Below are 22,633 nucleotides of genomic sequence, written 5' to 3'. Positions count from 1 at the left end.
ACAATAATCTAAAGGATATATTTCGAATTGAAGTATTCGGAATATAAAAATATATAAAGACGGGGGAATTAATTAATGATCGCAGAAATATTATGTATAGGTACAGAGCTTTTACTTGGAGACATTGTGAATACCAATGCTCAATACCTATCCAGAAGATTAGCAGACTTGGGTATTTCCGTATACCATCAATCCGTTGTTGGAGATAATGTAGAAAGACTGAAGAAGGAACTTGAAGAAGCTTTTGCTAGAGCTGATCTAGTTATTGCAACTGGAGGTCTCGGCCCTACTCCTGATGATCTCACAAAGGAAACTGGAGCAGATTATTTTAGGAAAAATATGGTTTTAGACCAAGAGTCGCTGAATAAGCTAAATTCATATTTTATTAAAAATGGCAAAGGTGAACTAAAGGGAAATAACATAAAGCAAGCTTATTTTCCTGAAGGATCACTGATTCTTCCAAATAATCATGGCACAGCTCCCGGATGTGTTATAGAGGAGACTAATAAGATTCTTATTGTGTTACCTGGACCTCCAAGAGAAATGAAGCCTATGTTTGAGGATTCTGTAGTACCTTTTCTTAAAAAATATAGTAAGGGCATTTTGAAATCCAAAGTTTTAAGAATTTGCGGTATTGGCGAAGGCATCATGGCTGAGAAGATTTCTGATATTATAAATGATAGCATAAACCCTACTGTTGCTCCTTATGCTAAGGAGTGGGAGGTAACTCTCAGAATTACTTCTAAGGCAGATACAGAAGAAGAAGCGTCTAAGCTTATAGAACCTGTAGAAAAAGAAATTCGTAAGAGATTAGGTGAAAATATATACGGTGAAGATGAAACTTCTCTTGAAGAAGTAATAGCTGAAATACTTTTATCTAAAAATCTTACTATTTCTACTGCTGAGTCTTGCACTGGCGGTTTAATAGCATCCAGACTTGTAGATTATCCTGGTGTTTCTTCTGTTTTTCTTGAAGGTGCTGTTACATATAGCAATGAAGCAAAAATTAGTCGTCTGAAGGTAAAGAAAGAAACCCTGGAGAATTTCGGCGCTGTAAGCGAAGAAACTGCTAGAGAAATGGCAGAAGGTATTGCAAAAACTGCTGGAACAGACATAGGCTTATCAACAACTGGAATCGCTGGTCCTGGAGGCGGAACACCTGAGAAGCCTGTGGGGCTTGTATATGTAGGTCTTTCCATCAATGGCAATGCTCAAGTTAAAAAGCTGGAGCTTTCTGGCAATAGAGAAATGATAAGAAGAAGAACTGCTATAGCAGCACTAGACTGGCTACGAAGAGAGCTTATGAAGTGAAACTTGAATCATATGGGGTTTCAACCCCATATGATTCTTAGTTGAACGAATCCAGGGACGTATCCGCTCATGACGTACACTTTGAAGAAAATCAGCGAACCAAAATCTCTGATTTTGTGTGAGTCGCTTTCACAGAGTGCGTATGGGAGTATTAGAGCGGGTAGTCATCGGATAAAATAGCTCTAGCAATCGATACTTAACTTATCACCGGTAATTATATACTTATATCCTCTGTATTGTTAATTGTTTGTAATGATTCTAAGACTCCCTATATACCAAAAACTAAGAACTCTTGATAACTCACTGTCGCTCAGACAATCAAAAGTTCTAAGTTTTCGGTATATATCTCGCCAAGAATCATAAAAAAACAATTAAATATACTATTAGATATAAGTACATAATTACCTATAATAAGTTAAGCATCTAAATACATAGTTTACAATTCATTTTTCTCATTATTAAAGTATTCGCAGCAAGGTGCCAATGGGCATTGTTCACAGTTAGGTTTTCTTGCTTTACAGATCTGTCTTCCGTGAAATATTATATAGTGATGGGCATCACTCCACATTTCTCTTGGTACGTTTTCCATAAGACCTTTTTCTACTTGATCTGGTGTATCACCTTTAGAAATACCTAATCTATTAGATACTCTAAATACGTGTGTATCTACAGCAATTGCTGGAACACCAAAGGCGTTAGAGAGTACTACATTAGCTGTTTTTCTTCCCACACCGGGCAGCTTTATAAGTTCCTCCATGGTATTTGGCACTTCTCCACTGTATTCTTCAAGTATGGCTCTTGTAGCTCCTAATATATTCTTACTTTTATTTTTATAAAAACCACAACTTCTAATTTTCTCTCCTAATTCCTCTTCTGTAAGACTTATAATTCTTTCCGGTGTGTTGTATTCTTTATATAATTCTTCTGTGACTTGATTTACTCTTACATCCGTACATTGTGCTGATAATATAGTTGATATCAATAATTCATAAGGTGAGTTAAAATTAAGAGCACATTTTGCATCAGGATAGGTTTCGCTTAATATTTTTAATATCTTTTCCGTATTTTCTTTTTCCATCTATTTCACCTACACTATTAATCATAATTTGGCAAAGCTTATAAGTTATTGTATCACAAATCAAGTAAAAATAACCTATAATATCCCCATAATGAATTTAAGCAAAAGTCTCCCTATGTTTTCTTTTTATTAAGAGACTTTAAAAGTCTATCATAATAATCTTTTACATAAGGTGAGCTAATTTCACTAACTTTTATATCTTTATTTAAGGTTATAGCATTGATTAAAGCGTTTCTCTGAAGTACGTTTTTCCCTCTCCACCCACAGGATGTTTGACTGTATTTTTCCTTAAAGGTTTTTTTATCTATGTTAGCCAATTCTTCTAAATTCACTTTTTCCATAAAATCAAAAGGCTTAAATTCTTCTATTTTAGATAAGGATATTTCTTTATTGTGAGGACAAACTTTTTGGCAGGTATCGCAACCAAAAATTCTGCCTTTAAGCTTTAAAAACCATTCATCCTCAATGTCTTTTTTTTGAGTTATATAAGATAAACATTTATTAGGAATATTCTCTCCTTGAATAGCACCAGTGGGACAACTACTTTGGCAGATATTACAACTACCGCATTTATCTTCTTGTGGATTATCCTGTTCTACATAAAGATCAGTTAGTATCTCTCCTAAAAAAACATAAGAACCATATTGCTTTGTGATAACTGTATTATTCTTGCCCACAAAGCCTATTCCACACTGAACTGCGATATATCTTTCTGGAAGAGCATTACTATCCACAAAATAAATTGCTTTGCCACCTAATCCTTCTATAAACTCACAAACTTTTTTTAGATAGGCAGAAACAATTATATGATAATCTCTCCCTTTAGTATATTTAGAAAAGTCTATATGCTCTTTAGAATCAGAATCAAATAAATAGGGAAAAGCAATAGATATTATTGTTTTCCCGTCTTCCATATACAAAAAAGGATTTATTCTTTTTTCTATCTCTTTTTCCTCAAATTCATTTTCTAAATTTCTAAGCTTTCTGTCTTCATAATAAGTCTTTAGTTCGCTAAATATTCTACATTTAGTAAAACCAACAGTATACAGGCCTAAGCTTTTACAATACTCTAGTATACTATTTTTGTAATCCAAATTTTCCACCTACTTTACCGGATAATAGTCCGATCTAATACTCCCACCTAGTTCAAGTTTCACATTATATAACCATTTCATTATATATCTGCTTTACTCTTCCCTTATAATCCTTTATTTGAATCACTGGTGTGGGCTTTGATTTCTTATATACAATTTTAGCAGGTATTCCAACTGCAGTACAGTTTGCTGGCACATCCTTTAAAACTACTGAATTAGCTCCAACTTTAACTCCATCACCAATCATTATAGGTCCCAAAATTTTTGCTCCGCTTCCTATTGTAACATTGTTTCCTACAGTAGGGTGTCTTTTTCCTGTATCCTTACCAGTTCCACCGAGAGTCACTCCATGATACAAGGTTACATTGTCGCCTATCTCAGCAGTTTCTCCAATAACCACTCCCATACCATGATCTATAAATAATCCTTTTCCTATTGTTGCCCCTGGATGTATTTCTATACCTGTAAAGAATCTAGAAACCTGAGATATTAATCTAGCTAAGAAAAAATATTTTCTTTTATACAAAGCGTGTGAAATTCTATGATGAATAAGTGCATGTATGCAAGGATATAAGAGAAATACTTCTATTGGGCTTCTAGCCGCAGGATCATTTTTCATAGCACTTTTTAAATCATAGGATAAAGACCTAAATGGATTTTTCATTAAAATACAACCCCTTTTTATTAATTCTTACTAATTCACTCTGATTTATATCTATAGCCCAATTAGAAAAGTTTGTTGTAAGGTATTCCTATGGCATCTGAAAGAAAATCACAAGTCAAAGATGGGACGGATATTTTGTGTCAGACAAGGAGACAGGTTCCGCAGATAGCCAACCCTATCTAAGGGTCCTGCCGACGCAGTATGACACAAAATAGACTAGCAGATTGACTAGTTATTTTTTTGAAGATGCCTAAAAATACCTTACTGAAAGATTAGTCATATAAGCCCATAGATAAGTATTTTTCTCCCCCATCTGGTGCTACAGTAACAACTACTTTACCTTTTCCAAGTTGTTTAGCTAGTTTTATCGCTCCAGCTATATTTGCACCTGAGGATATTCCTACTAGTATACCTTCTTCTTTACCCATACGTCTAGCATATTCAAAAGCATCTTCATCTGACATAGTAATAACTTCATCTATTATTTCTTTTTTATAAATATCTGGAATAAATCCAGCTCCTATTCCTTGTATTTTATGAGGTCCTGGCTGACCACCTGATATAACTGGTGATTTTGATGGCTCTAGCGCTACAACTTTTATGCTGCTATCATATTCCTTTAATCTTGCACCTACACCTGCTGCTGTTCCACCTGTACCAACTCCAGCAACGAAAGCATCTACTTGCTTTAAGTCCTTCATTATTTCATCTGCAGTAGTATCATAGTGTTTTAACGGATTTGCTTCATTTATAAATTGTTGAGGTATAAAATATCCTTGTTTCCCATTTGCTATTTCTTCTGCTTTTTCTATAGCACCTTTCATACCTTTAGAACCATCAGTAAGCACAAGCTCTGCACCATATGCCTTCATCATGTTTCTTCTTTCAATACTCATAGTCTCTGGCATAACAATTATTACTTTGTATCCTTTTAATTTTCCTATCATAGCAAGAGCTATTCCAGTATTACCGCTAGTAGGTTCAACTATAGTATCTCCTGGTTTTATAGTTCCTTCTTTTTCAGCTTTTTCTATCATACCAAGAGCAGCTCTATCTTTTATACTTCCACCTGGATTAAACTTTTCAAGCTTTACATATACATCAGCCATATCTTCATCTACCATATTATTAAGTTTAAACAAAGGTGTGCTTCCTATCATGTCTATCGCATTATTAAATATCATTTTTTATTCCTCCATTTTATTATATATTTTCACATAATTATATTTTTTACGTCAAAAAACCCTCATCTCTAAATTTCTAGAGACGGGGTTGAATCCGCGGTTCCACTCTAATTAGGTCCTCCAATAATAAAGACCTCAGCTTTCCATTCGAACACATTTCTATGCTCTATCACTGTAACGGGTGAACCCGATGTAGCCTACTTAATTTCGGTACACTACTCCAAAGGGCACTTCACATAAACTTTGTTTAGAAATCTCCCAGCAAATAATTTCCTCTCTGCAAAACTCTATTTAAGTTACTTTCCTTTTTCAACGCATTTCCGACTGTTTCACTATGATTACTATATTAATATTATATGACCTTTTTTTAAATTCGTCAACACTTTTTATCTACAAAATCTGTGTTTTCCAATAATCTTAATTAAAGGCCTTGACCATATCCATCCATTTGTTGATGTTGCTGGATTAAAATAATACACTGCGCCCCCAGAAGGATCCCATCCGTTTAATGCGTCTCTTGCTGCATTTATAGAACTTTGCTTCATTTCAGCATGTATCTGCCCATCTACTATAGCTGTAAAAGCGCCTGGTTGGTAAATAACACCTGCTACTGTTGATGGAAACCTAGAATCTCTTGTTCTATTTAAAACTACTGCACCTACTGCAACTTGCCCCTCATAAGGTTCACCTCTAGCTTCCCCATTTATAAGTCTTGCTAAAAGTAATACATCTTGATTTTGTGTTGTTTTTTTAGCAGCAGTGGTAGTAGTAGTAGTAGTAGTAGTAGTAGTAGTACCTCCCCTACCAGCATACTGTCCTGCATTAATACCTAGGGATGTAAGTGTTCGATCTCCTGCTACACCATCAGCTTTTAAACCATTTGCAGCTTGGTATCTCTTAACTGCTACATAAGTTCTATAGCCATAGGAGGAATCCAAACCTCCTTCATAATATCCCCAAGCCTTAAGTCTCCTTTGTATTTCTAAAACAATATTTCCTGAAGAACCATAGGAATATGATATAGCTCTTGCTGCATTATTATAAGGCGCTACGGCTACAGAGGTAGTGATGTATGTAAACATAATAGCAATCACAAGTACTATTTCTTTCTTAAATTTATAACTTTTTTTGACCATATAATCACTCCTTAATTGTTTTAGTAGACTATGAAGTTAAGACTTGAATCAAGTGGGGTTTGTCTGCGACCCCGGGGCTTTGCCCATTAAATGACATTTAGGAATTTAACCCCCATCTGATTCTTAGTCGTACGAATCCAAGGACGTATCCGCTCGCAACGTACTCTTGGAGAAAAGCAGAGAGCCCAAATCTCTGATTTGGTGCGAACCGCTTTCACACCGTGCGTAGGGAGTATTAGATCGGATAGTCATCAGATAAACTTTTCTCTACAAATTTTAGTGTGCACACAAAATTATAAAAAATACGTTGAATATAAATCTAAGAAAATTAACTTTAGAGCAAAAAAATAAAATCAGATTTTATGTATTATAATATTCTAATACATAAAATCTGATTTCATTTAAATAAAGTTTGCTCCTATAGCCAGTGCTGTTAACACAATTATTAAAATAACAGTAGACTTTGCTATAAAATTCTGCATTGAGCTATTAACGTATTTACCCATAACTTCATCATCATTTATCAATATTATCATAAATATTAATACTACAGGGGATAAGACACCTGCTAATTGTTGAGTAACTAAAATTATGTTAATTAATGATATATTAGGAATAAGTACTATAACCGCACTTATAACTATCATAAATAGGGATAATCCAAAGAATACTGGTGCCTCTTTTATCTTATTGTCTAATCCACTTTGAAATCCAAAAGCTTCACATATAGCATAGGCAGTAGATAATGGTATAACACAACAGGCTAGAAATGATGCGCCAAAAAGTCCAACAGCAAATAATAATAATGAATAATTTCCGGCTAGTGGTCCAAGGGCAGAAGCTGCATCTTGAGCTGAATCTATATTTATACCAGCCTTAAATAAGGTCTCCGCTGTACATATAGTTATAAATATCGCTGTCAATATGGCCCATATTGTTCCTATATAAACATAAGCTTTCTCGTATTTATACTCTTTAATAGATATTCCCTTATCTACAATGGATGATTGAAGATAAAACTGCATATATGGTGTTATAGTAGTACCTGCCATTCCTATAAACATTAAAAAGTATCCTTTATCAAATTTAGCTTGCGGCCTTACAATACTGGTAATTACGTGTCCCCAGTCAGGCTTTGCTAGAAAAGCAGTTACAACATATCCCAAAAACGTAACAGTAAGGAATAAAAATATTTTTTCTGATTTTGAATAATCTCCCTTAGTTAATATAAACCATATAAGTCCGGTTAATATAGGAATTGATATATACTTACTTATATGAAATAGCTCTAAGCTAGCTGCTATACCTGCAAAGTTACCTATGCATACACCAAGGTTTGCTATCAAAAGCACAAACATAGCAAAAAAAGCCCATTTAACGCCAAATCTTTCTCTTATTAAATCTGAGAGTCCCTTTCCAGTTACTACTGCCATTCTTGCGTTCATCTCTTGAATAATTGCAAGTCCTATAGCTATCACCAAGATCCCCCATAGCATTGAATATCCATAACGAGCTCCAACTACAGAGTAGGTGGTAATCCCACCTGCATCATTTCCGGCATTTGCTGTAATGAGTCCAGATCCAATTATACTTAATATAATAAAAAATTTATTTTTATTCTTCATGTATCTTCCTTCTTTCTATCCTACCTTTTTAAATCTTTTCCTCCATGTCGGTATTAGTATTTCCTCAACTATATCATTCATTATAACTATACCGCATAATTTTTCTTCGTCATCTACTACTGGCAGGGAAAGAAGGTCATATTTAACACATACTTCTATAGCCTCATCTATATTTTCATTATCATTTATCATGGTTATATTACTATTCATAATTTCTCTTAACTTACTCTGATGATTAGATAAAAGTAAATCCTTAAGAGATACTACTCCTTGCAGTCTTTCTTGTTTATCTGTAATGTATATATAGTGTGAAACCTCATCTTCAGGTTTTGTTTCTCTTAATAATTCTATAGTTTCTCCTACTGTTATACTTATGTTAAAAGCAATAAAATCTTTATTCATTATACTTCCAACAGTTTCTTCTTCATATTTCATAAGTGATCTAACTTCATCTGCATCTTCTTTTTCCATATTAAGAAGTATTTTTTCAGCAGTCTCCTCATCAACTTCATCTAATATGTCTGCAATCTCATCATTTGGCATGTTATCCAAAAGTTCATCTCTCTTTGCTTGACTTAGATTTTCTAAAATATCTGCTTGAATATCTGGTTCAATTTCCTCCAATATATCGGCAGCAAGATTTTGATCAATACTTTCAAGTACCTTTTTTCTATAATTTATATCCATGTCTTCAAGTATATCTGCTAAATCTGCTGGATGTAATTTGGAAAGTTTTTTATAAGGTATAGATAACTTTAGATTATCATTTAACATCTCTAATGATTCTACATTATCCCATACTATAAGACTATCTGCTGGTTTTTTATTAAACAATTTATACAAATTTTTCACTAAGTACTCTGCACCAAGCCTTCTGCCCAACGCAAGAACGCCTGTATCTACCGCTACTACCCTAAATTCACCTGCTATTTCAGCAATTCTCAGGTCATTAACTCTTACAAGCTTTTTACCATTTATATCTACTATCTGTCTATCTAATAAGTGCTTAGATAAAAGATATGAATATTTTTGAAGAATGATTTCTCTTACGCCTTCTCCTTTTATGATTATCTTTTCATCATCTTCGTAGAAAGAAATATGCTTAAACTCACAATTTATTAGCTCTCCATCCTTTTTCACCTGATATCCTATAGCTCTTGGCATTCCACCTTCAGTAGTTACATATATATCACAAAGCTTACCTATTGATTCATTAAATTCATCATAGATTTTTCTATGGAGAACTTTACTTAAGAAGAAACCGGACAACTTTTTCATAAATATTCCTCCCTTAAATACAGAGGAATATTTACATCAAAGATAAGAAATTATAGAAATGCAAATATTCAACGCGGGTCATTTTTTATCTATTTGGTGTAAATGTCCCTCTGTATAGTTCCAATATTAAATTTTTGTTTTAACTTTAACCAGCCACTACTAGGGCCAATCTCCATTTAACCACACCACCTATATAAAAAAAATAAAGAGAACCTAAAAGGCTCTCCTTGCAAACTAAAACTTTTTAAGTCCGAGTTTTAGCACTATATAGCTTTAGACTTTTAAAAGTCCAGCTACGTTAAGTAAAACCTTGATTCGGTAGTACCTGTTGACCCATTGGCATCTCTCGATGTTTCCGGGCAGTAGCGTATATCTATATAGGAGCCTCACCTAACATAAATAAATATATTACAATTTTAAAACTTTCTTTTACACTATTATTATAGTATAAATTTATCAAAATGCAACTATAAATAGTGAATTTATTTAAATTTCTTTAAATACGCGCTTTTATCCCTATTTATTTCAACATTACTGTTATTTATACCTATTTTTCACCATTTTCTAATTTAAATATTTCGTTTCTTCACTTTATTTAATGCATAAACTAATGTTGAAATCCAAAGGACATCCCCCAATATAATCTCTTGCAGCAGCATTATTCCCATCGTCCACAGTATTAACTCCAATATAGTTCCAAGAGCAGATAAAGCTACAAAATACATACCAATTTTAATTATACTTTTCTTACTAATTAAACCTATTGCTGTGAACAAAATTATTGTGTTTACTACTATATATATCCAATATATATACATATGCTCTAGAAAAAGTATGGTGTATCCATGGTTTTCAGTACTTTGTAAGAAGCCTGGACACTTGTACATTGCTACAGCATATATACCTAATATTATTGACGCTATTATAAAAATATAAGAAAATTTAATGTTATCCATTCTTACAAAAACATATAGCACTGTTAACGCTAATAAAGGTACGCTAACTAAATTTAAAAAGAAAAAAACTTTAAGTAAATATAGGTACTTTATATTACTAGATAAGAATAATATTAAAGATGAAAAATATCTAACAAACATTGCTAAAATTATAAATATAGTAATAGTCTTAATTTTTTTAGGGGCAAATCTAGTTAGATAGGTGGCTGTAAACAGTAGAAGAAATACAATTATTAATAAAAAAATATAAATATAGAAGTTTATCATAGTTCCCTCACTTTACAATGTTACTAATTTATATTTATTACAACAATTTATTTTATATTACTATTTTTCTTTGTGAGAAAGAAACTTAAATTGGATGGGAGTATTAGAGCGGGTAGTCATCGGATAAAAAAAAGATGCAAAAATTCATGCACCTTTACTCTTGAATATTTACACCCAAGACCTCAATTCCTTGTTTTATACATTCTATAACAAGCGGAAAATCTGGACCTCTCTCTCCATCTATGTCTGTCACTATATCTTCATGACACTCTACTTCTATTCTATCTGTTTTAAAATATATCAGTCCTGGTGATCCTTCTAAATGATCGCCTCTTAACATCTTAATAAACAGTGTTATCATGTCTTTTATTGGTCCTGATTTTATTATGATTACGTCAAGTAAACCATCACTGACCTCTGCCTTATAAGCAAACTTAAGATTTCCTGCTGTTTGCCCATTGAAAATTAACATTAAGTACATATGTCCATCAAAAACAGCATTTTCTGAACTTACTTTTATCTTCAGTTTTCTAAAGTTAGGAAGTTGCTCTATTCCCTTTACATAGTAAGCTAACTTACCCATTGTATTTTTTAAGTTTACATCTGTTTTCTGCGATACATCAGTGAACAAACCAGTGCTTGCCACATTTACGAAATATTTATCATTTATTTTTCCTATATCTAACTTTCTAGGCTTACTACTTAATATCTGTTCACAAGCAGCTTCAATTTCCTCTGGTATACCTATAAACTTAGCAAAATCATTTGCCGTTCCAACTGGAAGTATTGCTATAGGAAGATCAATCCCCAGATTTTTCATATGATTAACAGCTGTATCTACTGTTCCATCTCCCCCCGCAACCAATACATATTTATAAGTCTCATCCATATTCTCGAAAGCCCTACTCATATCAAAATCAAAACTGATTCTATAAGGTACAACTTCATAGCCATATTTTTGATGTACCATTATAACCTTATCAATATCAGTTATTATAGTATTTTCTCCTGAATATGGATTATAAATAAATCTTACCTTATACATATAAAACTCCCCTACTTTAATAATGTTTTACCTGACTAACTTGGCGTAAGTCTCCCACCTGTTCCAAGTGGGAGTCTAACGCCAAGTTAGTCATGCATTCGCAGCTCTAAAATTCAGAGGGGATAAGAATCCCGTCTGAATTAAGATCTTGCTTCAACTCATTTTGTAAATTTAACTATTACATTATAACACTTTATATAACAAATCCACAAGATTCCTACGGTCTCTTGTGGATTTATTCACCTTATAAATATTTTTACCTAGGAGTACTTGGTTCTGATATGCTGCTCAACGCCTGTTCTGCTTGATTATTTAGCTTTGGATCAACAGCTATATCTCCTAAGGATACTACTCCAACTAAACTATTATTTTCTACTATAGGAAGTCTTCTTATTTGTCTTTCACTCATTATTCTAGAAGCATCCTGTACATCCATATCAGGTGTGCCTATTGCCGGATTGGAAGACATAATATCTCTTACCGATTGATTTTTACAGTCTTTTCCTTCTGCTACACATCTTAAAGCTATATCTCTGTCTGTAATAATTCCTATAACATTACTAGATTCACATACTGGAACTGATCCTATATTATGTTCACTCATAATACTAGCTGCTTTTTGTACAGTATCATTAGAGTCTAAACTGATTACTGATTTTGTCATTATATCCTTTACTTTCATCTGTAAAAACACCTCTCCTTTTATAATGTAATAACATTATTGTTTCCTATAAAGAAGACTATCTTACTTATGAATTATTCCCATTACTGGATTTTTTGTACATATAGGATGCAACAACAGCTAAAGCAATAACTATTACTATAGGTATTATAAACTTATGTGAAAAAGGATGATGTATATTTTTACCCATAAGGGCATAGGTAACCATCTCCGGGAAAACCCCTATCAATGTTCCAAGAATAAAATCTCTATATTTCATTTTGGTAAGCCCTGCTGCATAACTTAGAGGGTCATATGGAAACACCACAGCTAATCTCATTAGAAGCATAATTTTAAATCCATGTTTTTCTATATTTGAATCCAATGTCATAGCTTTACCCTTAAGAATCTTGTCTACAAATGTTCTGCCTAAAAGCCTTGATAAAAAAAAGGCTACTGTGGCTGAACCAAAACAACCTATCATACTCATTAGAACAGCTGTGTGGAACTGAAAAATATTTCCCGCAAGAATAGATAGCAATGAAGTAGGAATTACCAATAGTATAGGTTTCAATGAATAAATTAATATAAAAATTATTGAAGAAAACTCACCGTAGCTAAGAATATATCTTCTCATATCTCTTAAGTTTACATGGATGAAATGTCTTCTAAACTTAAATACTAAAAATACAATAACTACAAGAATCACTGCTAGAGCTAAATACTTCAATAAATTCTTCTTATTATTCTTCATATATCACTCAACTCTCTATATTTTATCCGATGATTACCCGCTCTAATACTCCCATACGCACTCTGTGAAAGCGATTCACACAAAATCATAGATTTTGGTTCTCTGCTTTTCTTCAAAGTGGGAGTAAAGACCGGCTACATCCCTGGATTCGTTCAACTAAGAATCAAGTGGAGGTTAAATGCCTAAATGGCATTTAACGGGCAAAGCCCCGTGGTCGTAGACAAACTCCCCCTGATTCAAGTTTCACTTCATAAACCTACTCTATTTTAACAAAAAATTTATAATTTTTCCATAAAAAAAGTATATTGCTACTTAAATAATTTAGTGAAATGAGTTATAATATACTTAGTACTATTATATACTTTTTTGTGTTTGTATAATACAGAACAGTAATTATTGTTTAGGAGTGATTATAATGGCTAAAATAGCTAAAAGCGCTGTACCTAATGCCTTCACTTTTGCCAACTTAGGATGCGGCATAATGTCTTTAATGATGACATTTCAAGAAAATTACAAATGGGCAGGTATTTTCATATTGCTAGCATGTCTAGCTGATAGATATGACGGAAGAGTTGCTAGATACTTAAATGTATCAAATGAATTAGGTAAAGAACTTGATTCCCTTGCAGACGTAGTTTCTTTCGGTGTTGCTCCTTCTATCCTTGCATTTAATATTTACGGATTTTCAAATTTAGGACTTTTAGGATATTCATTACTTTTATTATTCCCAATATGCGGAGCTTATAGATTAGCTAGATTTAACGTTACTGCATTTGATGGAGAATTCTATGGAATTCCAATAACTTTTGCAGGTATGTTCATGGCTTTATATTGCCTAGTTACAATGAACTATTTAGCGCCTACAGGTGTTACAGTAATATTGTTAGCTGCTTTATCTTATCTTATGGTTTGCAAGCACAGATTTAAAAAATTCTAAAATAGGTGTGGATATACATCCACACCTATTTTTTATTATTATCATTCTCAAACTCTAATTCTTGATCTATTTCTGATTCTATATATTGTACTTGAATTTTACTCTCTAATATTTGAGCTTTTAATTTACAATAGTCCATATAACTAAAACTTGAACAATCTAAAACTTTTATGACATTATCAATTATATCTCCTAGCTCATTTACTCTTTTTAAAGCATCCTTTACATCCCTTTTATGGGCTAATGCTATAGTATTTAATTCTCCTGCTCCACCTATTAAAAGCCTATATGAGTTAACAAGCTTGCTTAATAAATCTGTTAAATTATTTATATCAACATAATACTGTTCAACAATTTTTCTATGGGGCATGTTCATCACCTACTATTTAATACTATAAATTATTTATATTATATTTCTAATAGATTCATGCCACAAATAATCCATCTCCTTTTCTTACTTTCCAAATATCTCTCGCTGAAGTTTAAGTCCTGTTTCCGTAATCGCAAGTCCTCCTAGAGCTGTTTCTCTAAATTCAAAAGACATCTTCTTTCCTATCTTATACATTGCTTCAACGGTATCATCAAAAGGTATTTTGCTCATTACACCAGCCATAACCATATCTGCTGTTGTTAAAGCACTTACCGCTCCTGCTGCATTTCTTTTAGCACAAGGAACCTCTACAAGCCCCGCTATCGGATCACATACTAATCCCAGTATATTTTTAAATACTATAGCTGCTGCATTTAAGGCCTGTTCTGGTGTTCCGCCCATCATTTCTACTACACCAGCTGAAGCCATAGCTGCTGCTGAACCACATTCAGCTTGACATCCGCCTTCAGCACCTGACATTGTGGCATTCTTAGCAATAATTATGCCTATACCAGTGGCTGTAAATAAACCCTTTACCATCTCATCTTCTGTTGAGCCTAGTCTTTCTCCTGCACTTATTATTACTGCTGGCATTATGCCACAAGAGCCTGCCGTAGGTGCTGCTACTATTTTCCCCATAGAAGCATTTACTTCTGATGAAGAAAGAGCTCTTGCCATAGCGGTAACCATAAAGCTCCCTGTTAGTGTTTTCCCACCTTTAGCATACTGATTTAACTTATATGCATCTCCACCTATAAGACCACTTATTGATGAAATTTTATTATTTAATCCACGCTCTGCAGCTACCTGCATTACCTGTAAGTTTTTTTGCATTTTTTTAAAGACTTGTTCAGAAGTAAGCCCAGTTGCCTTTGCCTCTTCTTCTAATGTATATTCCCATATACTTATGTTTCTTTCTTTACAAACTTCTAATAGTTCATGCCCATAGTTAACCATAGATTATTCTTCCTCTCTTATAGGGTTTATAGCTCTAGCTTTCTTCACATTAGGTATGCTATTTATTACATTTATTACATGTTCACCTATAATATCATCTACTTCAAATACCATAGCTGCAGCAGAACCCTTGCCGCTTGTTCTATAAACCTTCATAAATGCAATATTTATTTTATGATCAAATAACACAGAAGTTACTTTTGCAACCATTCCTGGTACATCAATATGATTTATTAATATTGTAGGATATACTCCTGTAAATTCTAATTTGTCTCCATCTACTTCTGTAACTACTATATTTCCTCCACCTATGGATGAACCAACCACCTGTACAGTCTTCCCATCTTCTTTAGTTATTAAAACCTTAACTGTATTAGGATGAACATCGCCAAGATCAGTTGGAATAAATTCTATTTCAATATTACTTTTTGCCGCTAATTCCATGGAATTTCTTAAGTTTTCATCCCAAGGATTCATTCCTAATATTCCTGCTACTAAAGCCTTATCAGTACCGTGTCCCTTATATGTTGTTGCAAAGGATCCATGAAGAAGAAAATGTACTGCTTTTATTCCGTCACCAGCTATTGTTCTTGCAATTTTACCAAGTCTAGCTGCACCTGCAGTATGTGAACTTGATGGCCCTATCATTATAGGTCCAAGGATATCAAAAGCACTGTATTCTCTCATATTATTACACCAGCCTTCCAATTTCATTCAATATTAAGTCATATATTACAAAGCTTATTATACAATAAACTGAAACATTGCCACATCTTTTTTTATCCGATGACTACCCGCTCTAATACTCCCATCTTCTTCAAAGTGTACGTTGCGAGCGGCTACGTTCCTGGATTCGTTCAACTAAGAATCAGGTGGAGTTTGAAACTCCATCTGATTCAAGTTTCCACTTCACAGAAATTTAGATATATTACTTGCATACTAAATAAAAAAAAGCAGCATTTATGCCGCTTTTTCAATTACCTAGTATTTATAAAAACAACTGCCACCTATAAACTCTCTTAATATAGAATTATCTGCAACAATTTCTTTGTCTACATCTTTAAAGAAATGTAAAAAACTCCTTAACCTTAATGCTTCGTAGTATACAGGACTAGAAATTTCTATCTTTTCTAATTCTTTTAATGCATATTGTTTTAATACACATAGTTCATAAACTAAAGTGGAATTAAACATAACATCCGCATTCTCTTGAAATACGAATATATTTCTTTCTTCCCCTCTTTTTATAGAAGGCCACATTTTTAAGGTATCTTCACTACCATACCCTCTAGATAGAGAATCTCTAACTATCCTTCTTATTATTCTTACATCTGTAGTTGCTATTCTATTGTGATTATCTACATTTAGCTGAGTAAGTGCGCTTATATATATCTTAAATTTATTGTCCATTGGTATAGAAGATGTAAGCATCTCGTTTAATCCGTGGATTCCTTCTATTATTAATATTCCATTCTCAGGCAGTTTAATTTTTTGACCTAACCACTCTCTAATACCATTTTTAAAATTGAAGGTTGGGATTTCTACATCCTCCCCTTTCAGTAAACCTTCTAAGTTTTTATTAAATAGTTCTAAATCTAGAGCATATATGGATTCAAAATCGTAATTACCATACTCGTCCTTCGGTGTATGATCTCTATCTACAAAATAATCATCTAAAGAAATTGGAATTGGTATAAGTCCATTTACCCTAAGCTGTATTCCAAGCCTTCTAGCAAAGGTTGTTTTTCCTGATGAACTAGGACCTGCTATTAATACAATTTTTACATTTTGTCTCTCACTAATCATATCTGCTATATATGCAATTTTCTTTTCATGTAGTGCCTCCGCTACTCTTATTATGTCTACAATCTCTCCATTTTCCACCTTATCATTTAAAGAGCCTACATCTCCAACCCCCAATATGTTTCCCCATTGTTCTGTTTCATGGAATATCTTTCTAAGTTTTTTATGTTCCACAAGTTTAGGAATATTAAAAGGGTCTGCTTCTGTAGGGTATCTAAGCAGGAAACCTGGTTCATAATATATTAAATCAAAAGATTTAAATGTCCCTGTAGAATATGCCATAGAACCGTAAAAATAATCATAACGACCATCTAAATTATATAGTTTCACAGTATCTGTATTTACATATTTAAGCAATCTCACCTTATCATCCATTTTGTAGCCAGTGAAAATTTTTATTGCCTCTTCTTTTTTTACTGATACCTTTTCTATTGGCAAATCTTTATTTATTAATTCCTGCATTCTAACTTTAATTTTCTTTATATCTTCCTCACATAGAGCAGCGCTTTTATGAATTTCTCCAAACAAACCTTTACTCATAGAATGCTCTATTGTTATTTTAGCTTCTGGAAATACATCCAATACTGATTTTATAAGTATAAACTGCAGGGTTCTGGCATAAGTTTTTAGTCCTAAATTATTAGTGATATCTATAGGTTCAAAATCTCCATCTTCTTTTAAAGAATGTGTAAGTTCATAATAGTTGCCGTTAAGTCTAGCAAGCACAACCGGTATGTCTTTCTCAAGGCAGTTATCTTTAATAATTTTGTGTAGAATTGTCCCTTTTTCTACTAATATCTCTTTGTTATTTACTTTTAGTCTCTGTTCTGCCATTTCATCCTCTCCCTAATTTTTTTGTGTACTATTATTATACGTTAATATTAGTAAAAATGTTCACAATTTACTTATATTTTTTTGTATTAATGTAAAAATATAATGTAGAAAAATCTTTAGGATTATTGCAGGAGGATCTTTATTTATGTTTATTGTACTTATTAGAACTATTGTGCTATATATTTTAGTAATTACTTCCATGCGCCTTATGGGAAAAAAACAGATAGGCGAATTAGAACCTTTTGAACTTGCTATTGCAATAATGGTTTCAGAGCTAGCCTCACTGCCTATGCAGGATACTAGAATTCCAATAATGCACGGCATCATTCCTATAATAACTTTACTGACACTCCAAGCGCTAGCATCAATATTAGAACTGAAGAGTGAAAAACTAAGAATTTTTTTTAGCGGAAAACCAAGTGTAATAATCAATGAAGGGAAGTTAAATATTAAAGAATTAGAGAAGGAAAGATTTAATTTAAATGATTTAATGGAAGAGCTAAGACTTCAAGGTTACTATAACTTAGAAGATATTCAGTATGCTATATTAGAAACTAGCGGTCAGCTGTCCATTATACCTAAAACTGAACTCTCTCCGGCTACAAAGGCTGATTTAAACTTAAAACCCGATCAGGATATTTTACCAGTAACATTAATTTTAGACGGAAGAATAAATTGCAATAATTTAAAAATAATAAATAAAGATAAACATTGGCTTAAGCAGCAGCTAAAGAAAAATAATATTTTGTCCCATGAACATGTTTTTATAGCAATGCTTGATTCTAAAGGTAAATTCTATTATCAACCCAAGGAACAAAAATAAGGGGTGTATATAAATGAAAGGTCTAATAACTTCTCTAAGTATTTTCTTTATTATGCTTATAGGGATATTTTTCTCTATAAATTACTTAAACAAGATATGCACAAAACTTGAAGTTTCAGCAGTACAAATAGAAAAAGATATAACCTCACATTCATGGGATAAAGCATATGATAATTCTCTAGACCTTTTAAACCAATGGGATAAATACTCAGATAAGGTTTCCATGTTTTCAAACCATGCAGAGATAGATAATGTTAACAATGAAATTTGGAAACTTACTCAGTATACTAAGTGTGAAGATGAAGAAGAAGCTTTGGCATCTACTCATGTTATAAAATTTCTATTAAAGCATATAATTGATATGGAAAGAGTAAATCCTCAGAATATATTGTAATAAAGATTGAATGTTTATGTTAATTAAGACCTTGCTTCAAAAGATTTGTAAAATAATATATAATTAAACTATGGAAAATATGAGTTTAATAGATTATAATATATAGAGAGCATTTTACGTCCCACCGGGACAATACTGTGCCCTTAAATATAATAAGAAAACTTATATGCAATTAAGCTAGAAATTTCATGTACTTATTACTTGAGATTAAAAGCTAATATAATTATTGGAAGGTGGAATACACAATGGCATTAGTTACTACTAAGGAAATGTTCAAAAAAGCTTATGAAGGCAAATATGCTATAGGTGCTTTTAACATCAATAACTTGGAAATAATTCAAGGTGTTATCAGAGGAGCAAAAGCTAAGAATTCAGCAGTTATTCTTCAATGTTCAACAGGAGCATTAAAATATGCTGGTGCATCATACTTAAAAGCTATGGTTGATGCTGCTATCGCAGAAACTGGAGTAGACGTTGCTCTTCACTTAGACCACGGTCCAAGTTTCGAAGCTGTTAAAGAAGTTATCGATGCTGGATTTACTTCAGTTATGTTTGACGGTTCACACTTTGAATACGAAGAAAACGTAGCTAAAACAAAAGAAGTTGTTGAGTATGCACATGCTCGTGGAGTTGTTGTTGAAGCTGAGCTAGGAGTTTTAGCTGGAGTTGAAGACGACGTTGTTGCTGCTGAACATATATACACTGACCCAGCTCAAGCAGTAGATTTTGTTAATAGAACAGGTGTTGATTCATTAGCTATAGCTATCGGAACTTCACACGGAGCATTCAAGTTCCCATTAGATTTCAAACCTCAATTAAGATTCGATATATTAGAAGAAATCCAAGCAAAATTACCTGGTTTCCCAATAGTTCTTCATGGAGCTTCAGCTGTTGATCCAGAAGCTATTGCAACTTGTAATGAATATGGCGGAAATATAGCTGGTGCTAAAGGTATTCCAGTAGAAATGTTAAGAAAAGCTTCTGGAATGGCTGTATGTAAAATCAACATGGATACAGATATAAGATTAGCTATGACTGCTGCTATAAGAAAAACTTTTGGAACTAATCCAAAGGAATTTGACCCAAGAAAATACTGTGGAGCAGGAAGAGATGCTGTACAAAAAGTTGTTGAAGGCAAAATCGATAATGTTTTAGGATCAGCTGATTCTATGAAATAGAAAAAATGTGGCGAAATTCGCCACATTTTTTATTTGCATGGAGATAAACAGCTGAAAGTTGACTTATTCTGCGAGATATAATACCACTCTTCAATACGTTAAATATTTTTAAGTAGTCTAAAACTCAGGATTTCTGAAAAACTAAGAACCTTAGCGCAGTAGCTAGCAGCCCATCAAACTATTGGTTTTAAATAAATAGTTTGATGGCTGCTAAGCACTGCATTTGAATTGCTTAGCAATTCTGCATAACTCGCTATGCTCAGACAATCTAAGGTTCTAAGTTTTCCTCAAATCTTTCGTTAAGACTACTAAAAAAAACATTTAAATCTATTTTCACATTGGTATTATACCCCTCTGAACAAGTCAACTTTCTGTTTTGGTTATCTATATACGTAATTGAAGCAAGCTCTAAAATTCAGATGGGGATTCTTTTCCCCAATCTGAATTTTAGAGCTGCGAATGCATGGCTTACTTGGCGTTGAACTCCCACTTAAGCAGAGAATCAAAATCTATGATTTTGTGTGAATCACTTACTCCTCTGACGTTAGGAAGAGAAGCTTCATATAAAGTGGGAGACTTACGCCAAGTTAGTCAGGTTAAATTACATATTCATCTACAGCATAACATTATGTTGCTATTTCTCTATATAGTTTTTAACATGTTTTATTACTATGTTAATACTTCCATCACCAATTCTTTGTATTTCAAACTTACTATTATCATGGTACACATCCTCGTTTATATAAAGATCTATTTCCTTATCTATCTTAAGTCTAATTCTTTTAAGCTTTTTTTCTACCCATTGTTTATCTACATTGACATTAGGGCTTACCCCTTTTGAGGATATATATTCTTTAAAACTCTCTTGGATTTCTTCTTGATCAGCAAATATGTCTGCTGATAGTGAATGTACATCTATATTTTCTTCTTCTTTTAATTTTCTCTTTATTGACGTTCTGACCATTTCTGCGGCATCTGCATTTTCTTGCAAACTGGCTCTGGTCCATTCTTCTGCTGCTTTGATAAAGTTTTTTGTCATGTCTCTTTCGTTATCTATTATGGTACATCCAAGGTATTTATTTATAAAATAGTTTGATCCGTATTCTCCGCTTTCCTTGCTCTTGCTTTGCTTATCTATAACCATAAGGTTAAATGCCTGGTCTTCTCTTATAGGCTTTATAAATGCGCACTTTTGTATTTTTTGAGAACTCACTGGAAGACCTGTTAGTTCTGGTATTATATTTATCCCAATCTTTTCATCTACAAAGTCTATAGTATGGGTGTAATTTTTTATATAATCCATTTTTAGTATACCAAGCATAGGCCCATATTCTGTGGAGATTGATATTACGACCAAATCACAGGAATGTATGTTTCTATCACCCTTCATTAAAACAAACATCTGTCTTGATAATTCTTTTGATACTTCAATAATATTGTTCTGGCCATTTAAATACTCTTGTGATACCTCTTTTACTATATTCCTTTCTTCATTAAATACTGCATATCTAAGTTCTTCATCCCTTAAACATCTTTCTATATGCTTTAATAGGAAGTTATATACTTCTTCATTAAGTTCTAAGGTGTATTCATTTAATACAGGTTCTTCTGCATTGTTATCTAATATATGAACTACAGCTTCATTTATACTTATCTCTTTTATATACTCCAAGTTATACGCTCCCTATTCATTCATAAAGATTTTAAAAACATCACTAACAACAAAACTTATTTGTGGATACAGTAATAAGGCACATAGCTCCTTATCTATATATTTTTTATTTAACTTATATGAATTGTCATTTAAATAATACTGTTCTATTGTTTTATTTTTATAATCAACTAATAAATACTCCTCTATACCATTATTGGCATATAATTTCATTTTATATTCTCTGTCACTTTTTTCTGTAGATTCACTTAATACTTCAAATATTAATTTAGGTATTTCTAAATGTAGTGTATCATTTTCGTATATTTCTTTTATATCCATCCCACAAAATACTGATATATCTGGTATCCTGTATTCACTTTCTGAAAATTTAACATGAAGTTCACTGATTGCTATACAATTGTTAGGCAACTTGTTTCTTAGTATGCCTATTATATTATTAATACTTACACTATGCTTTGCAGTAGGACTAAAATATAAAATTTCTCCATTTGAATACTCTGTTATGTGACCTGTATTATCTTTAATACTTTCAGCTATCTTAACAAATTGTTCAAATGTCAAAAAGTCAATAGGATTAACTAAACTCATTACAACACCTCCTGTATAATA

General features: G+C 32.7%; 22 protein-coding genes, 1 riboswitch and 1 other annotated feature. Of the genes, 5 read left to right on the top strand and 17 right to left on the bottom strand.

The genetic code is table 11. The annotated features are described in order from the left end of the window. Positions 1-75 precede the first annotated feature (75 nt). Positions 76-1,311 carry a competence/damage-inducible protein A gene (locus CLMAG_RS22065; protein ID WP_066627624.1) on the top strand — a complete coding sequence of 412 codons (1,236 nt, stop codon included), beginning with the start codon at positions 76-78 and terminating at the stop codon, positions 1,309-1,311. 436 nt (positions 1,312-1,747) lie between these two features. Here the strand turns inward: CLMAG_RS22065 and nth are convergent, their stop codons facing one another. The 11 genes from nth to CLMAG_RS22010 all read right to left on the bottom strand — a co-directional run bounded on the left by nth (position 1,748) and on the right by CLMAG_RS22010 (position 13,053). After that, on the bottom strand, positions 1,748-2,389 hold the full coding sequence (gene nth / locus CLMAG_RS22060; protein WP_066627622.1) for an endonuclease III: 642 nt from the start codon (positions 2,387-2,389) through the stop codon (positions 1,748-1,750). A gap of 113 nt (positions 2,390-2,502) precedes the next feature. Next, positions 2,503-3,483, bottom strand: a complete 981-nt coding sequence (queG, locus tag CLMAG_RS22055; protein WP_066627620.1) for a tRNA epoxyqueuosine(34) reductase QueG — start codon at positions 3,481-3,483, stop codon at positions 2,503-2,505. Between the two features lie 64 nt (positions 3,484-3,547). Continuing rightward, positions 3,548-4,147, bottom strand: a complete 600-nt coding sequence (gene epsC, locus CLMAG_RS22050) for a serine O-acetyltransferase EpsC (protein ID WP_066627617.1) — start codon at positions 4,145-4,147, stop codon at positions 3,548-3,550. Positions 4,148-4,419: 272 nt separating this feature from the next. After that, positions 4,420-5,331 (bottom strand): cysteine synthase A, encoded by a 912-nt coding sequence (gene cysK, locus CLMAG_RS22045; RefSeq protein WP_066627614.1) that lies wholly within the window; start codon positions 5,329-5,331, stop codon positions 4,420-4,422. A 75-nt stretch (positions 5,332-5,406) separates the two neighbouring features. Next, positions 5,407-5,653, bottom strand: a binding site (T-box leader). Between the two features lie 64 nt (positions 5,654-5,717). After that, positions 5,718-6,467: a spore cortex-lytic enzyme gene (gene sleB, locus CLMAG_RS22040; protein ID WP_066627611.1), complete on the bottom strand. Its 750-nt coding sequence runs from the start codon at positions 6,465-6,467 to the stop codon at positions 5,718-5,720. A gap of 401 nt (positions 6,468-6,868) precedes the next feature. Continuing rightward, on the bottom strand, positions 6,869-8,092 hold the full coding sequence (locus CLMAG_RS22035; protein WP_066627608.1) for an Nramp family divalent metal transporter: 1,224 nt from the start codon (positions 8,090-8,092) through the stop codon (positions 6,869-6,871). Positions 8,093-8,107: 15 nt separating this feature from the next. Continuing rightward, the gene (locus tag CLMAG_RS22030; RefSeq protein WP_066627605.1) at positions 8,108-9,370 is read right to left on the bottom strand and encodes a magnesium transporter; all 1,263 of its coding nucleotides are present in this window, start codon (positions 9,368-9,370) and stop codon (positions 8,108-8,110) included. A gap of 235 nt (positions 9,371-9,605) precedes the next feature. Beyond that, positions 9,606-9,775, bottom strand: a riboswitch (M-box (ykoK) riboswitch). Positions 9,776-9,939: 164 nt separating this feature from the next. After that, a complete protein-coding gene (locus tag CLMAG_RS33935) occupies positions 9,940-10,326 on the bottom strand; it encodes a hypothetical protein (protein ID WP_242873108.1) in 387 nt (128 codons plus the stop codon). 421 nt (positions 10,327-10,747) lie between these two features. Then, entirely contained in the window at positions 10,748-11,638 is an 891-nt protein-coding gene (locus CLMAG_RS22020) for a YegS/Rv2252/BmrU family lipid kinase (protein ID WP_066627599.1), read from the bottom strand. A gap of 256 nt (positions 11,639-11,894) precedes the next feature. Beyond that, on the bottom strand, positions 11,895-12,320 hold the full coding sequence (locus tag CLMAG_RS22015) for a CBS domain-containing protein (protein WP_066627596.1): 426 nt from the start codon (positions 12,318-12,320) through the stop codon (positions 11,895-11,897). Positions 12,321-12,387: 67 nt separating this feature from the next. Further along, the gene (locus CLMAG_RS22010) at positions 12,388-13,053 is read right to left on the bottom strand and encodes a TVP38/TMEM64 family protein (RefSeq protein WP_066627589.1); all 666 of its coding nucleotides are present in this window, start codon (positions 13,051-13,053) and stop codon (positions 12,388-12,390) included. Positions 13,054-13,468: 415 nt separating this feature from the next. Here CLMAG_RS22010 and pssA point away from each other — a divergent pair, with 415 nt between their 5' ends. Beyond that, the gene (pssA, locus tag CLMAG_RS22005) at positions 13,469-13,990 is read left to right on the top strand and encodes a CDP-diacylglycerol--serine O-phosphatidyltransferase (RefSeq protein WP_066627587.1); all 522 of its coding nucleotides are present in this window, start codon (positions 13,469-13,471) and stop codon (positions 13,988-13,990) included. 25 nt (positions 13,991-14,015) lie between these two features. Here pssA and CLMAG_RS22000 read toward each other — a convergent pair whose 3' ends face one another. From CLMAG_RS22000 to CLMAG_RS21985, 4 genes are all read right to left on the bottom strand, one after another. Continuing rightward, positions 14,016-14,360 carry a hypothetical protein gene (locus tag CLMAG_RS22000; RefSeq protein WP_066627585.1) on the bottom strand — a complete coding sequence of 115 codons (345 nt, stop codon included), beginning with the start codon at positions 14,358-14,360 and terminating at the stop codon, positions 14,016-14,018. A gap of 84 nt (positions 14,361-14,444) precedes the next feature. Further along, a complete protein-coding gene (sdaAA, locus tag CLMAG_RS21995; protein ID WP_066627583.1) occupies positions 14,445-15,317 on the bottom strand; it encodes an L-serine ammonia-lyase, iron-sulfur-dependent, subunit alpha in 873 nt (290 codons plus the stop codon). Positions 15,318-15,320: 3 nt separating this feature from the next. After that, positions 15,321-16,004, bottom strand: coding sequence for an L-serine ammonia-lyase, iron-sulfur-dependent subunit beta (gene sdaAB / locus CLMAG_RS21990; RefSeq protein ID WP_066627580.1), 684 nt, complete (start codon positions 16,002-16,004; stop codon positions 15,321-15,323). A 294-nt stretch (positions 16,005-16,298) separates the two neighbouring features. Beyond that, positions 16,299-17,954 (bottom strand): nucleoside kinase, encoded by a 1,656-nt coding sequence (locus tag CLMAG_RS21985; RefSeq protein WP_066627577.1) that lies wholly within the window; start codon positions 17,952-17,954, stop codon positions 16,299-16,301. A gap of 145 nt (positions 17,955-18,099) precedes the next feature. Here CLMAG_RS21985 and CLMAG_RS21980 point away from each other — a divergent pair, with 145 nt between their 5' ends. The 3 genes from CLMAG_RS21980 to fba all read left to right on the top strand — a co-directional run bounded on the left by CLMAG_RS21980 (position 18,100) and on the right by fba (position 20,349). Further along, positions 18,100-18,777, top strand: a complete 678-nt coding sequence (locus CLMAG_RS21980; RefSeq protein ID WP_066627574.1) for a DUF421 domain-containing protein — start codon at positions 18,100-18,102, stop codon at positions 18,775-18,777. Positions 18,778-18,790: 13 nt separating this feature from the next. Continuing rightward, positions 18,791-19,171, top strand: a complete 381-nt coding sequence (locus CLMAG_RS21975; RefSeq protein WP_066627571.1) for a DUF4363 family protein — start codon at positions 18,791-18,793, stop codon at positions 19,169-19,171. Between the two features lie 245 nt (positions 19,172-19,416). Continuing rightward, the gene (fba, locus tag CLMAG_RS21970) at positions 19,417-20,349 is read left to right on the top strand and encodes a class II fructose-1,6-bisphosphate aldolase (RefSeq protein ID WP_066627567.1); all 933 of its coding nucleotides are present in this window, start codon (positions 19,417-19,419) and stop codon (positions 20,347-20,349) included. Between the two features lie 634 nt (positions 20,350-20,983). On the opposite strand, the gene CLMAG_RS21965 is transcribed toward fba, so the two are convergent. Together CLMAG_RS21965 and CLMAG_RS21960 are read right to left on the bottom strand one after the other, a co-directional pair. Further along, positions 20,984-22,021, bottom strand: coding sequence for a nucleoid-associated protein (locus CLMAG_RS21965; RefSeq protein ID WP_066627564.1), 1,038 nt, complete (start codon positions 22,019-22,021; stop codon positions 20,984-20,986). A gap of 12 nt (positions 22,022-22,033) precedes the next feature. Beyond that, positions 22,034-22,612, bottom strand: a complete 579-nt coding sequence (locus tag CLMAG_RS21960; protein ID WP_066627561.1) for a Uma2 family endonuclease — start codon at positions 22,610-22,612, stop codon at positions 22,034-22,036. Between the last annotated feature and the right edge of the window lie 21 nt (positions 22,613-22,633).

Origin of the sequence: Clostridium magnum DSM 2767, from assembly GCF_001623875.1 — a bacterium.
Classification (GTDB): Bacteria; Bacillota; Clostridia; order Clostridiales; family Clostridiaceae; genus Clostridium_AM; species Clostridium_AM magnum.
Note: the sequence above shows the minus strand (reverse complement) of the source record. Positions and strands in the feature narration are given on the sequence as shown.

Bases quoted from the DNA above. Each gene is read 5' to 3' on its own strand.
- CLMAG_RS22035 (WP_066627608.1), bottom strand. From the start codon at position 8,092: ATGAAGAATAAAAATAAATTTTTTATTATATTAAGTATAATTGGATCT.
- epsC (WP_066627617.1), bottom strand. From the start codon at position 4,147: ATGAAAAATCCATTTAGGTCTTTATCCTATGATTTAAAAAGTGCTATG.
- pssA (WP_066627587.1), top strand. From the start codon at position 13,469: ATGGCTAAAATAGCTAAAAGCGCTGTACCTAATGCCTTCACTTTTGCC.
- CLMAG_RS22030 (WP_066627605.1), bottom strand. From the start codon at position 9,370: ATGAAAAAGTTGTCCGGTTTCTTCTTAAGTAAAGTTCTCCATAGAAAA.
- CLMAG_RS21960 (WP_066627561.1), bottom strand. From the start codon at position 22,612: ATGAGTTTAGTTAATCCTATTGACTTTTTGACATTTGAACAATTTGTT.
- CLMAG_RS33935 (WP_242873108.1), bottom strand. From the start codon at position 10,326: ATGGATAACATTAAATTTTCTTATATTTTTATAATAGCGTCAATAATA.
- CLMAG_RS22020 (WP_066627599.1), bottom strand. From the start codon at position 11,638: ATGTATAAGGTAAGATTTATTTATAATCCATATTCAGGAGAAAATACT.
- sdaAA (WP_066627583.1), bottom strand. From the start codon at position 15,317: ATGGTTAACTATGGGCATGAACTATTAGAAGTTTGTAAAGAAAGAAAC.
- CLMAG_RS21975 (WP_066627571.1), top strand. From the start codon at position 18,791: ATGAAAGGTCTAATAACTTCTCTAAGTATTTTCTTTATTATGCTTATA.
- fba (WP_066627567.1), top strand. From the start codon at position 19,417: ATGGCATTAGTTACTACTAAGGAAATGTTCAAAAAAGCTTATGAAGGC.
- CLMAG_RS22065 (WP_066627624.1), top strand. From the start codon at position 76: ATGATCGCAGAAATATTATGTATAGGTACAGAGCTTTTACTTGGAGAC.
- CLMAG_RS21985 (WP_066627577.1), bottom strand. From the start codon at position 17,954: ATGGCAGAACAGAGACTAAAAGTAAATAACAAAGAGATATTAGTAGAA.
- CLMAG_RS21980 (WP_066627574.1), top strand. From the start codon at position 18,100: ATGTTTATTGTACTTATTAGAACTATTGTGCTATATATTTTAGTAATT.
- sleB (WP_066627611.1), bottom strand. From the start codon at position 6,467: ATGGTCAAAAAAAGTTATAAATTTAAGAAAGAAATAGTACTTGTGATT.
- sdaAB (WP_066627580.1), bottom strand. From the start codon at position 16,004: ATGAGAGAATACAGTGCTTTTGATATCCTTGGACCTATAATGATAGGG.
- CLMAG_RS22010 (WP_066627589.1), bottom strand. From the start codon at position 13,053: ATGAAGAATAATAAGAAGAATTTATTGAAGTATTTAGCTCTAGCAGTG.
- CLMAG_RS22015 (WP_066627596.1), bottom strand. From the start codon at position 12,320: ATGAAAGTAAAGGATATAATGACAAAATCAGTAATCAGTTTAGACTCT.
- nth (WP_066627622.1), bottom strand. From the start codon at position 2,389: ATGGAAAAAGAAAATACGGAAAAGATATTAAAAATATTAAGCGAAACC.
- CLMAG_RS22000 (WP_066627585.1), bottom strand. From the start codon at position 14,360: ATGCCCCATAGAAAAATTGTTGAACAGTATTATGTTGATATAAATAAT.
- cysK (WP_066627614.1), bottom strand. From the start codon at position 5,331: ATGATATTTAATAATGCGATAGACATGATAGGAAGCACACCTTTGTTT.